Here is an 11692-nt window from a genome sequence, read left to right as displayed (position 1 = left end):
AGTGTATTCTCTTGATAAACGTGACCGTCAAAGTCTCTTTCAAAGAACCCAAATCTCTTCAGGTCCCGCAAGCTTCGCCGCCCACGTTTCTCTTTCTTCCAATCTTCAATTGTCAAATAGCCGACCAGTCACCCCAGTCAAAACCGTCCCCTCAAGCCCAAGACTTAAAGCCCAGAACCACAAATCAGCATCGCAGCCAATCAAGGAAACACATGAGCGAGAAACTCCGTCGCCAGCAGCGCCGCCGCCCTCGTTCAGTGAGTGGGCTTATAATCCCACCGCTTTCCCTTAGTCAACAGCGGATTTTGAAAAAAATCAAAAAACATCCAAATGATTGATTCTTATGAGAGATTTGTGAAGGTCACTCAAAATCGGCCGGATTAGGCACCGAAATCTCCCGATGCCGCCATCCAAACGTGCGCCGACGGCGGCGCCACACGCAGAGCATCGTAAAATATGACGATGATCGGCCCTTGATCCCAAATCCGCCGACACCAGATATCGCCAGCTCCCGCAGGAAATGGGGCATTTATAGCATTCAGACACTCCACAAGCGAAATGCGCGCGATTTGACTCCCCCGTCATAAATATGCACATCTTCGCCCCAGCCATACGGCTCGCATATAAGGAACCGGATCTCGATTGGCATGATGACGGACAAAATGATGCTCCGATCGCTCGGCAACGAGCCGCCAATCCTGGCCGACGGCAGGCGAGCGCCGGACCGGCGCGAAGTTTCCATACGCTGGCTTTCGGGCACGTTCCTTACCGGCATAACCTCCAGCATATTGATGGGCGTTGCCCTGTTTGCGGCCCTAGACGGGCGCCAGCAACTCGCCATACCCGCCGAAGCCTATGCAACAACAGACAGCGGCAACCACGACAGCGCAGAGGACCAGGTGACGCGCGGCGGCCGTCTTGTGCCCACCGCGATCGCGTCCAAGCCTTCCGACCGGAATATCCTGGAAGTCTCGACGGTCGTGCGTGACGGCGACAAGGAAGTGGTGCGTCGCCAGCCTTTCGCGCATGTAAAGATCGCGCTCGCCACCAACCGCGTCGCTCCAGAGAACTATCCCGCCTTCGACCCGCTGGCGATCTTTTCCGCCGATGAGAATATCCCGCCGGCCGCCAACCGCACCGGCGCGATTTATGGTTCCGATGTGGAATCTGAGGTCAGCCTCAAGACCGTGCCGTTTCCGGCCAAGGATGTGCCCTTCCCGCTTGCCGGTTCGATGTCGCTCGATGAAGTCGAGGCGAATGTGCGTTCCAACGGCTCCGTGCTGGTTGATGACAATACCCAGCTTTCCGCGCTCTATTACGTTGATCCGCGCCGTTTTGCGACTGACGATACCGATGTCGACCTGACGGCGGGGCTTGCGGCCCGCGTCGTCGAAGAAAACATGTCGGTATCCTCTCCCGAAGCGGTCACGCCGCAGACCCAGGAATTCGCCGACGACATCATCCCGGTGCGCGAGGATACGCCGATCGGGACGGTACTCGCCAATGCCGGCTACCTGAAAGCGGATGCCGACAACATTACGGCCAAGATCGAGCCGCTGTTCGGCTCGTCCGATCTTTCCGCCGGCGACGTGCTGCGCATCGGAATTCTGCAGAAAGGCGAGCACGCGAAGATCATTCGCGCCAGCATCTATCGCGGTACCAAGCATGTCCTGACCATCGCCGAAAATGATCATGGCGATTTCGTCGCCGGCAGCGAGCCGCCGATGCTCGATGCTATCGCCACCGCCTTCGACAATGACGCACCGGCAGCAGCAGCCGGCCGGGACCTGCCGAGCGTCTATGACGGCGTGTATCGTGCCGCCCTCTCCTATGGCATGACCAGGGAAATGGTGGCGCAGATCATCAAACTGCTCGCCAGCAACGTTGATTTCCAGGCACAGTTGAAGCCGACGGATTCGCTCGAAGCCTTCTTCTCCGTTGCCGACGAAAACGGCCAGGCAAGCGCTGATTCCGAATTGCTCTACGTCAACGCCAAATTCGGCGACACTGTCACCCGCTTCTATCGTTTCGAAGATCCGGCCGATCACTCGATCGATTATTTCGACGAAAACGGCAAGAGCATCCGTCAATTCCTGCTGCGCAATCCCGTCCCGACCGGCATCTTCAAATCCGGCTTCGGCATGCGCCGCCACCCGATCCTCGGGTTTGCGCGCATGCACACCGGCGCCGATTGGGCCGCACCGCGCGGCACGCCGATCATCGCCGCCGGCAACGGGGTCGTTGAAAAGGCCGGCTGGGATTCCGGCGGCTTCGGCAACCAGACATTGATCCGCCACGCCAATGGCTATGTCTCCTCCTACAACCACCAAAGCGCAATAGCCAAGGGCATCGTACCGGGCGCGAAGGTGGTACAGGGCCAGGTCATCGGTTTCATCGGTTCGACCGGTCTCGCAACCGGGCCGCACCTGCATTACGAGCTGATCGTCAACGGCACCAAGGTCGATCCCTTGCGCGTCCGCCTGCCCGGCGGCAAGTCCTTGGACGGCGAGGCGCTCGTCAAATTCGAGGACGAGCGCAAGCGTATCGACACGCTCCTGAGTGACGAGAAATCGAATCAGGTCGCAAGCAAGGATTGATCCTTAACCGCCCTTCGGCCATCGCGATGGCAACCGGGAATTTCAAGTGACGCTGCGTCTCAGCAGACCAATCAGCTCACCAACGGCATCGTCCGCGGCCTTGCCTCAAAAACGAAATGGCGACCCGAAAGCCGCCATCTCATGAGTTTATATTCTGAAGCAGCCGCTTACGCCGCTTCGCTGACCGCCTGGCGTGCTCGGAAGAGCAATCGGTCGGAGCCACTGGTGACCTTGACCACCGATCCATCCGGCACTTGACCCGAGAGGATTTGTTCGGCGAGCGGGTCCTGGACATATTTCTGGATCACGCGCTTCAGCGGCCGTGCGCCGTAAACCGGATCGTACCCCTTGTTAGCGAGCCAATTGCGGGCATCGTCGTCGAGCTCAAGCGCGATCTTGCGCTCCGACAACAGCTTCAAGAGCCGCTCCAGTTGGATGTTGACGATCGCCCCCATCTCTTCGCGCTTCAGGCGATGGAACAGGATGATCTCGTCGACTCGGTTCAGGAACTCCGGCCGGAAATGCGACCGCACCACATCCATCACCTGCTCGCGCACCAGGTCGCTGTCATCCCCTTCCTTCAATTGGGTCAGGTATTCGGCGCCGAGGTTCGAGGTCATGATGATCATGGTATTGCGGAAATCGACCGTGCGGCCCTGGCCGTCCGTCAAGCGCCCGTCGTCCAGAACCTGGAGCAGGACGTTGAAGACATCGGGATGCGCCTTCTCGATCTCGTCGAACAGCACGACCTGATAGGGCCGGCGGCGGACGGATTCGGTCAGCGCGCCGCCCTCCTCATAGCCCACATAGCCGGGAGGAGCGCCGATCAGCCGGGCAACGGAGTGCTTCTCCATGTACTCAGACATATCCATGCGCACCATCGCCGTCTCGTCGTCGAAGAGGAAGCGGGCAAGCGCCTTGGTGAGCTCCGTCTTGCCGACGCCGGTCGGGCCGAGGAAGATGAACGAGCCGATGGGCCTGTTCGGATCTTGCAGACCCGCACGCGAGCGGCGAACGGCGCGCGATACCGCCTGAACGGCATCGCCCTGCCCGACGACCCACTTCGCCAGTTCGTCTTCCATCCTAAGCAGCTTGTCGCGTTCACCTTCCAGCATCTTGTCCACGGGAATCCCGGTCCAACGGGAGACGACATGGGCGATATTGTCGGCGGTGACGACTTCCTGCACCATGGAATCGCGACCTCCGTCCTGCTCTTCGGCAGCCTGGAGATCCTTCTCCAGGTTCGGGATCACGCCATAGGCAAGCTCGCCGGCGCGCTGGAATTCACCCTTGCGCTGGGCGATTGCCAGTTCGTTGCGGGCTTCGTCGAGTTTTTTCTTCAGATCGGCGGCAAGGCCCAGCTTCTGCTTTTCGGCCTGCCAGCGCGCGGTCAGCGCATCGGCCTCCTCTTCAAGCGTAGCAAGATCGGTCTCCAGCCGCTTCAGCCGGTCGGCCGAGGACTGGTCGGTCTCCTTCTTCAGCGCCTCGCGCTCGATCTTGAGCTGGATAATGCGGCGATCGAGTTCGTCGAGTTCTTCGGGCTTCGAATCCACCTGCATGCGCAGGCGCGCGGCGGCTTCGTCCATCAGGTCGATGGCCTTGTCCGGCAGGAAGCGGTCGGTGATATAGCGGTTCGACAAGGTTGCGGCGGCCACCAGGGCGGCATCGGCGATGCGGACCTTGTGATGCTGCTCGTATTTTTCCTTCAGGCCACGCAGGATCGAGATCGTGTCCTCGACCGTCGGCTCCTCGACCATGACCGGCTGGAAACGACGGGCAAGCGCCGGATCCTTCTCGACATGCTTGCGGTATTCATCGAGCGTGGTTGCGCCGACGCAATGCAGCTCGCCGCGAGCAAGCGCGGGCTTCAAGAGGTTCGACGCATCCATGGCGCCATCGGCCTTGCCGGCACCGACCAAGGTATGCATCTCGTCGATGAAGAGGATGATCTCGCCGTTTTCCGACTGCACCTCGTTGAGCACGGCCTTCAGCCGCTCCTCGAACTCGCCGCGGAATTTCGCGCCGGCGATCAAGGCACCCATGTCGAGCGCCATCAGCTTCTTGTCCTTCAGCGATTCAGGCACGTCGCCGTTGACGATGCGCAACGCCAGGCCTTCGACGATCGCCGTCTTGCCGACGCCGGGTTCGCCGATCAGAACCGGATTGTTCTTCGTGCGGCGAGAGAGGACCTGGATGGTGCGGCGGATTTCGTCGTCGCGGCCGATCACCGGATCGAGCTTGCCCTCGCGAGCCTCGCCAGTGAGGTCGCGGGCATATTTCTTCAAGGAGTCGAAGCCCTGTTCCGCATTGGCGGAATCAGCGGTGCGGCCCTTGCGAATGTCATTGATGACCTGATTGAGCCCGAGGGGTGTAACGCCGGCCTTCTTCAAAGCGGCTGACGTCGATGCCGAAGGCTCCATCGCCAAGGCCTGCAACAGGCGTTCGACGGTGACGAAACTATCGCCGGCCTTCTTTGCGGCATCTTCGGCCGTGGTGAACACCTTGGCGAGCGGCTGAGAAAGGTAAACCTGGCCATCGCCACCGGACACTTTCGGCAATTTGGCAAGTGCGGCGTCATTGGCAAGACGCGCGGCCTTGGCATCGCCTCCGGCACGTTCGATCAACGACGCAGCCATGCCCTGGTCGTCGTCCAGAAGCACCTTCAGCACATGTTCGGGAGTGAATTGCTGGTGACCCTGCGCCAGCGCACTGGTCTGCGCGGATTGCAAAAAGCCACGCACCCGCTCGGAGTATTTTTCAATATTCATATCGGACCTCCATGAATCGCCCTGCCCTTAATGGCACAGACCGATGACTGAGATTGAGCCCCCTGAAAAGGCAGACCCCGCCCGCCGCTTATTGGGATTTGCGGCGAAGCAACTGGGAAGAATATGGGAGGAGCTTTGAAAAGTTTAAAGAGCAGCAGAAATGAAAAACCCGCAGTCATCCCCGCTGCTAACCCTGCCAACTTGCCTTTTGGAAAAGCCTGAGTGAGTTTCTCATGCCGAGCATTTTTCAGAAGAGGTACGTCTAACACCTGGGGGACAAGTTGATGGAAATCCGCACGATAAATTCCTTGGCCGATTTCGAAGAAGCACACGCGCTTATCGATGCCATGAGCAAATGGGACGCGGAACAGTCTCGTAAGTTCGGGGTGCCAGATTCCGAGCTGATCGAATATATCTATGGGCACACACCCGAAACCCTGATGAAAAAGTTCAACGACCGCGATGCGGGTTTCTTTCTGGCGCGCATGGGCGAAAGCATTGCAGGGTGTGCCGGCTACTCGAAATCAGATGACGGCATTGCAGAACTGCAGAAAATGTATGTTCGCCCGGAGGCACGCGGCAAAGGCGTTGCAAGGAGCCTGATGACGGCCTGCTTGGCCGCGATCCGCAATGATGGATACACGACTGTGCGTCTGGAGACGGTGACGTTTATGAGCGAGGCCATAGCCCTGTACGATGCCTTTGGCTTTAAAAGAAGCGGCCACTTCCGCTCGGTTCCACCGAGCCTGCAGCCCATTACCATCTTCATGGAAAGACAAATCTAACGGATAGCGTCCTCACAGAGGATGCGAGGCAAGGCCGACCGGTAGCGCAAAACAAAAAACAGTCGCAAAGTCGAGGTTCTGCGACCGACTTTGCGACTGTTGGTATTCCACATTTTGATTAGGGGCTGGGACTGATGTCGCAGCCACCTGTTCACTCAAGCGGTTCTTATTCCGAGGCAGCGTCTGCCAAAGCCGGCGCATCGCTCGGAGCGGCTTCGCCCTTGCCTTCGCCATCGGCGCTGCGGCGCGGCTGGCGGCGGGGGCGGTTGCCGGCGTTGCGGCGGCGCGGCTGGCGCTCGGTCGCAGCGGCAGGCGTCTCTTCTTCGATCGCCACCTCGGCCGGGATACCCTCGATCACCGGCTGCGGGCCGGTACCATCGATGACTTCCGGCTCGGGAGCCGGAGCCGCGGCAACGGCGGGGGCAGGCTGCTGACGCGCCTGAGGCTGAGCCATCTGCGGCTGGTCGTCCATCTCGTTCGCATCGATGTCATCGATGTCGCGATCGGCGTTGTCACGATCGTTGTAGTTATGATGCTCATCGCGCTGATAGCGCTCCTGCATCTGCGCCTGGGCGCTGGCAATGATCCGATTATAGTGTTCAGCGTGCTGGAGATAGTTTTCCGCCATGACGCGGTCGCCGGAGCTTTGCGCATCGCGGGCGAGAGCTGAATACTTCTCGGCAATATGCTGCGCGGTTCCGCGAATTTTCACATCTGGACCGGAGCTGTCGTAAGTCCTGGTCAGCGGGTTCGAGCCCTTGCGGTTGAAATTATTGTTATTGTTATTTCCGCCGCCGCCGCCGTTGTTGCCACGCCCCCGACCGCGCTTGTTCTGCTGTCCTGGCCTCATAGATCCTTCACCTGAATTCTCTTCGTTGGGATGAAATTATGCACGGCACCTGCCGCCGTGGCCGGAACCTTCCAAGCCAGGGCCTGCGTGCCGCAAGCAAACCGCGCCTTAAGCGCCCGTCTGCCGCTCGACTACGTCAGATTAACTGATCACGCATTGGGTTATCTTCAACCTTTGACACTCTTATCAGAGAGTGGATCCCCGAGGCTGTCCAAGAGAGGCGAATCGTCTCGCCTATTCCCAGCCGCCCAACGCGTGAGCGCAACCTATATTGCTTCCTCAGGAAATCCAAGCCTTTTCTTTGCGATAACAACAAGGTCCCTTGGACCTGCAGCAAATTGTCGCGTCAATCTTGATGTTTAAACACGAGAACTCGGTCGTTATGACCGTAGTCCCGAACTGCGTCGATTAGGAAAAATCCTGCTCCTTCAAAAACCGAAGTCACCGTTTTGCGCTGATCATGACCGATTTCAACTCCGACAATACCATCTCGGTGTAGAAACCGCGCCGCATCCTTTGCGATTGCTCTGTATGCATCGAGCCCATCTAGGCCACCGTCGAGAGCTGCCGGAGGATCGAAATTCTTTACTTCTGGAGCGAGGGTGGAAATGATCCTGGACTCAATATAGGGCGGATTTGAGACAATCACGTGAAATCGACCGTGGATGGCTTCAAACCAACTTCCCTGCACAGTTTCAAACCGTGTTGCCAAGCCATTACGCGCTGCATTCGCCCGCGCCGTTTCCAAAGCTTCGCCAGAAATATCGGAACCTATGCCTGTCGCCTGCGGACATTCGTGGAGCAAAGCGAGGCAGATGGCCCCGGTTCCCGTTCCGATGTCGAGTATATGGATATTCCCGAGCTCTAATGCAAGACGTCGCGCATACGGAAGGACGGTATCGACCAAGATTTCCGTATCGGGCCGCGGCTCGAGCGTTGCCGGCGAGAGCTTCAACGGCAGGCCGTAGAATTCCCGTTCGCCCAGGATACGATGCACCGGCTCGTGATTGAGCCGCCGCACCACCGCCGCCCGCGCCGTTTCCACGCGATCCGGTGCCACCCTCTCGGAACCGCGGGTGACGAGCTCGGTCGACGAAAGATCGAGAAGGCCGCCGACGAGGATGCGCGCCTCGGTGGCGGGATCATCGAGATCGGCCTCGATAAACCGGGCACGCACCTCCTGGAAAAGCTCAGCGATGGTCGGCCCCTGCCCGCTCGTCATGCCTGTTCGCCGAGCTGGGCGAGCTGGCTCGCCTGATAATCCGCCAGAAGCGCGTCGACCACCTCGTCGATCTCGCCCTCCATCATGCGATCGAGCTTATAGAGTGTCAGGTTGATGCGGTGGTCAGTGACGCGGCCCTGCGGGAAATTATAGGTGCGGATGCGCTCGGAGCGGTCACCGGAACCGACCTGGCTCTTGCGGTCGGCGGACCTTTCACTGTCGGCGCGCTGGCGCTCCATGTCGAAGAGGCGCGACCGCAGCACCTGCATCGCCTTGGCGCGGTTTTGATGCTGCGATTTTTCCGAACTTGTCACCACGATCCCGGAGGGAAGATGGGTGATGCGTACCGCCGAGTCCGTTGTGTTGACGTGCTGGCCGCCGGCACCGGAGGAGCGCATGGTATCGATGCGGATATCCTCGGGACGGATTTCAATATCGATTTCCTCGGCCTCAGGCAGCACGGCCACGGTTGCCGCCGATGTATGGATGCGACCGCCCGCCTCGGTTTCCGGAACACGCTGCACGCGATGCACACCGGATTCGAATTTCAGCCGCGAGAATACGCCCTTGCCGCTAATCGTGGCGATGATTTCCTTGTAGCCGCCTGCCTCGCCTTCGCTGGCCGAGAGGATTTCGACCTTCCAGCCATTGTTCGCCGCGAAGCGCTCGTACATCCGGAAAAGATCGCCGGCGAAAAGGGCTGCTTCGGAACCGCCAGTGCCGGCGCGAATTTCCAGGATCGCGCTCTTCTCATCGGCGGCATCCTTCGGCAGCAGCAGGATCTGGATGTCTTTCTCCAGCGTCTCGATCCGCTCCTTGACCTCCGGCAGTTCCATCTCGGCAAGATCCCGCATCTCGCGGTCGACCGACTTGTCGGCAAGCATGGTTTCGAGATCCGAAGCCTCGGCGATCGCCTTCTCGTAGTCGCGGATCTTGGTGACGACCGGCTGCAATTCGGAATATTCGGAAGCAAGCTTCACATAGACGTCCGCTGACGGCCCCGCCGACATACGCGCTTCGATCTCGCCGAAACGGCGCTCCAATTCGCGCATTTTTTCAATGGGAAGATTCGCCACCCCACGCTCCGATTCTTCTTATTCGTTCTGTTCTACAATGGAATATTGTGGCTCTCGGCGAAGCGGGCAAGAATATCGCGCATAGAGGTTGTCGGACGCGTGTCGTTCAGCGCCTCTTCCATCACCTCGGTCAATGCCTGGAGGTCGAGACCCAGCAGCATCGCCTTGACCGGACCGATGGATGCCGGCGACATCGACACCGAGCGGAAACCGACGCCCAGCAGCGCCATGGCCGAAATTGTCTTGCCGGCAAGTTCGCCGCAAAGCGTCACCGGCGTCTTGTTGCGCTCGCCGGCACGCACGATGTCCCGCAAGATGCGCAGGAATGGGCGTCCAAGCGGATCGAAACGGTCCGCGACGCGCGCATTGCCGCGATCGACCGCCATCGAGAACTGGAAGAGATCGTTGGAGCCGACCGAGACGAAGTCGACCGCCGCCATCAGCTCGTCCAACTGCCACAACAGCGCCGGCACTTCCAGCATCGCACCGAACTGCAGCTTCCGCGGCAGGCTATGGCCGAAGCGCGACAGATGCTGCACTTCCTTCTGCACGAGCTCGCGCACCGCTTCGATCTCGGAAACTTCCGTGACCATTGGCACCATCATCTTCAACTCGCTATCAGCGGCCGCCTTCAGCATAGCGCGCAACTGCGTGCGCAGCAGGCCGGGCCGATCGAGCGACAGGCGAATGGCGCGCCAGCCGAGCGCCGGATTCTCTTCCTCATGGGCGCGGAAATAGGGCACGACCTTGTCGCCGCCGATATCGAGCGTCCTGAAGGTAACGACGTGGCCACCCGCCTGCTTCATGACATTGCGGTAGAAAGCTTCCTGCTCCTCCGCTTTCGGCATGGTCGACGCGATCATGAACTGCAATTCGGTACGGAAGAGGCCGATGCCTTCCGCGCCGGATTCGGCAAGCTGCGGCAGGTCGACCAGCAGACCGGCATTCATCAGAAGCGAAATGCGCTGCCCGTCCTTGGTGACCGGTTCGACGGAACGGAGCGCCCGGAACTGTTCCTGCCGGCGGGCGCGGAAGCGCACCTTTTCCTCGTAGGAGCGCTGATGATCGGCCATCGGCCGCAGGTGCACATGGCCGCCATCGCCGTCGATGATGACGGGATCGCCGTTTTCGGCAAGCGCCACCACCCCCGCCGCTTGGCCGACGACCGGGATGCCCATGGCGCGGGCGACGATGACGACATGGCTGGTGACGGCGCCCTCTTCCAGCACCAGACCGCGAATATTGGCGCGGGGATAGTCAAGCAGCTCGGCGGCACCCATGGCGCGCGCAAAGATGATCGCATCGTTCGGGAAACCCTCGGCGGCGGTGCGGCCGGAATAGCCGATCAACTGCCTGAGCAGCCGGTTCGCCAGATCCTCGAAGTCATGCATGCGCTCGCGCAGATAAGGATCGGTCAGGCGCATCATCCGCGCCTTGGTATCGCTCTGCACCTTCTCGACCGCGGCTTCCGCGGTCAGGCCGTTGCGGACGGCCTCTTCCAGCTTGCGCACCCAGCCCTGGTCGTGGGCAAACATGCGGTAGGTTTCCAGCACCTCGCGATGCTCGCCTTCCATCGAAACGTCACGGCGCGACAGCATGTCGTCAATCGAGATGCGCAGGGAGCCAAGCGCATCCGCGAGACGGCGGATTTCTTTCTCGGTATCCTCGTTCAGGAGATTGGTAACGACGATGCGTGGCTCGTGCAGCACGACATAGCCGAGGCCGATGCCTTCATTATAGCTGTCGCCGTCGATGGTGACGGAGCGGGTGAGATCGAGTTCGAGGCCCGGCTTGGTGATCTTCTTCAGCTCGCCGGTGGCGATCATTTCCGCCAGTACCATCGCCGTCGTTTCGAGCGCTTCGAGCTCTTCCTCGCGATAGTTGCGGCTCGCCTTGTTCTGGACGACGAGAACGCCGAGCGAGCGGCCCGTGCGCAGGATCGGCACGCCGAGGAAGGAGTGGTAGACCTCTTCACCGGTTTCCGGCAGGTAGCGGAAGGCGGGATGCGACTGCGCGTCGGAAAGATTGAGCGGTTGAGCGGAAGCGGCGATCGTGCCGACGAGACCTTGGCCCATCTTCAGTTGCGACAGATGGACGGCTTCTTTTTTCAGACCTTCGGTGGCGTAAAGCTCGAGCACACCATCGGCGCGCAACACGTAGACCGAGCAGACTTCCGCGACCATGTTGCTGGCGATCTGGCGGACGATCCGGTCAAGACGCTCTTGCGGCTCCAGCGGCTCCGCCATGAGTTCGCGCAGCCGCTTGAGCAGAACGCGTGGACCGCCGGATAGGTCTCTCATTGCGTCTCTAGCTCCTGAATCAAGATATTGCCAGACTTGCCCACGTCAGGGCCGGCCGAAACTCGCCTCCGTTGCGGTCCGTCGTCAGCAGTCC

General features: G+C 60.1%; 8 protein-coding genes. 3 read left to right on the top strand and 5 right to left on the bottom strand.

Going from position 1 to position 11692, the window contains the following annotated elements:
• On the top strand, positions 1-338 hold a 338-nt coding region (locus PH547_RS13450; protein ID WP_285168437.1), incomplete at its 5' end, for a hypothetical protein.
• A gap of 309 nt (positions 339-647) precedes the next feature.
• Positions 648-2597: a M23 family metallopeptidase gene (locus PH547_RS13445; protein WP_285168435.1), complete on the top strand. Its 1950-nt coding sequence runs from the start codon at positions 648-650 to the stop codon at positions 2595-2597.
• Between the two features lie 167 nt (positions 2598-2764).
• Here PH547_RS13445 and clpB read toward each other — a convergent pair whose 3' ends face one another.
• Positions 2765-5365, bottom strand: a complete 2601-nt coding sequence (gene clpB, locus PH547_RS13440) for an ATP-dependent chaperone ClpB (protein WP_285168434.1) — start codon at positions 5363-5365, stop codon at positions 2765-2767.
• Positions 5366-5649: 284 nt separating this feature from the next.
• Here clpB and PH547_RS13435 point away from each other — a divergent pair, with 284 nt between their 5' ends.
• The gene (locus PH547_RS13435; protein WP_104824471.1) at positions 5650-6150 is read left to right on the top strand and encodes a GNAT family N-acetyltransferase; all 501 of its coding nucleotides are present in this window, start codon (positions 5650-5652) and stop codon (positions 6148-6150) included.
• Between the two features lie 166 nt (positions 6151-6316).
• On the opposite strand, the gene PH547_RS13430 is transcribed toward PH547_RS13435, so the two are convergent.
• The 4 genes from PH547_RS13430 to ptsP form a co-directional block, all read right to left on the bottom strand.
• The gene (locus PH547_RS13430; protein WP_104824472.1) at positions 6317-7000 is read right to left on the bottom strand and encodes a DUF4167 domain-containing protein; all 684 of its coding nucleotides are present in this window, start codon (positions 6998-7000) and stop codon (positions 6317-6319) included.
• 346 nt (positions 7001-7346) lie between these two features.
• Entirely contained in the window at positions 7347-8222 is an 876-nt protein-coding gene (prmC, locus tag PH547_RS13425) for a peptide chain release factor N(5)-glutamine methyltransferase (protein ID WP_104824473.1), read from the bottom strand.
• Positions 8219-9298 carry a peptide chain release factor 1 gene (gene prfA / locus PH547_RS13420; protein ID WP_104824474.1) on the bottom strand — a complete coding sequence of 360 codons (1080 nt, stop codon included), beginning with the start codon at positions 9296-9298 and terminating at the stop codon, positions 8219-8221. Before prfA ends, prmC begins: the two co-directional genes overlap by 4 nt.
• A 32-nt stretch (positions 9299-9330) precedes the next feature.
• Positions 9331-11598: a phosphoenolpyruvate--protein phosphotransferase gene (gene ptsP, locus PH547_RS13415; RefSeq protein ID WP_104824475.1), complete on the bottom strand. Its 2268-nt coding sequence runs from the start codon at positions 11596-11598 to the stop codon at positions 9331-9333.
• Positions 11599-11692 lie beyond the last annotated feature (94 nt).

Origin of the sequence: Rhizobium cerradonense (assembly GCF_030182455.1) — a bacterium.
GTDB lineage: Bacteria > Pseudomonadota > Alphaproteobacteria > Rhizobiales > Rhizobiaceae > Rhizobium.
This window is presented reverse-complemented; position numbering and strand designations above follow the sequence as displayed.

What these genes read in the sequence shown, in the direction of transcription:
- prmC (WP_104824473.1), bottom strand. Translation starts at nt 8,222, where the DNA reads ATGACGAGCGGGCAGGGGCCGACCATCGCTGAGCTTTTCCAGGAGGTG.
- clpB (WP_285168434.1), bottom strand. Translation starts at nt 5,365, where the DNA reads ATGAATATTGAAAAATACTCCGAGCGGGTGCGTGGCTTTTTGCAATCC.
- PH547_RS13435 (WP_104824471.1), top strand. Translation starts at nt 5,650, where the DNA reads ATGGAAATCCGCACGATAAATTCCTTGGCCGATTTCGAAGAAGCACAC.
- PH547_RS13445 (WP_285168435.1), top strand. Translation starts at nt 648, where the DNA reads ATGATGACGGACAAAATGATGCTCCGATCGCTCGGCAACGAGCCGCCA.
- PH547_RS13430 (WP_104824472.1), bottom strand. Translation starts at nt 7,000, where the DNA reads ATGAGGCCAGGACAGCAGAACAAGCGCGGTCGGGGGCGTGGCAACAAC.
- ptsP (WP_104824475.1), bottom strand. Translation starts at nt 11,598, where the DNA reads ATGAGAGACCTATCCGGCGGTCCACGCGTTCTGCTCAAGCGGCTGCGC.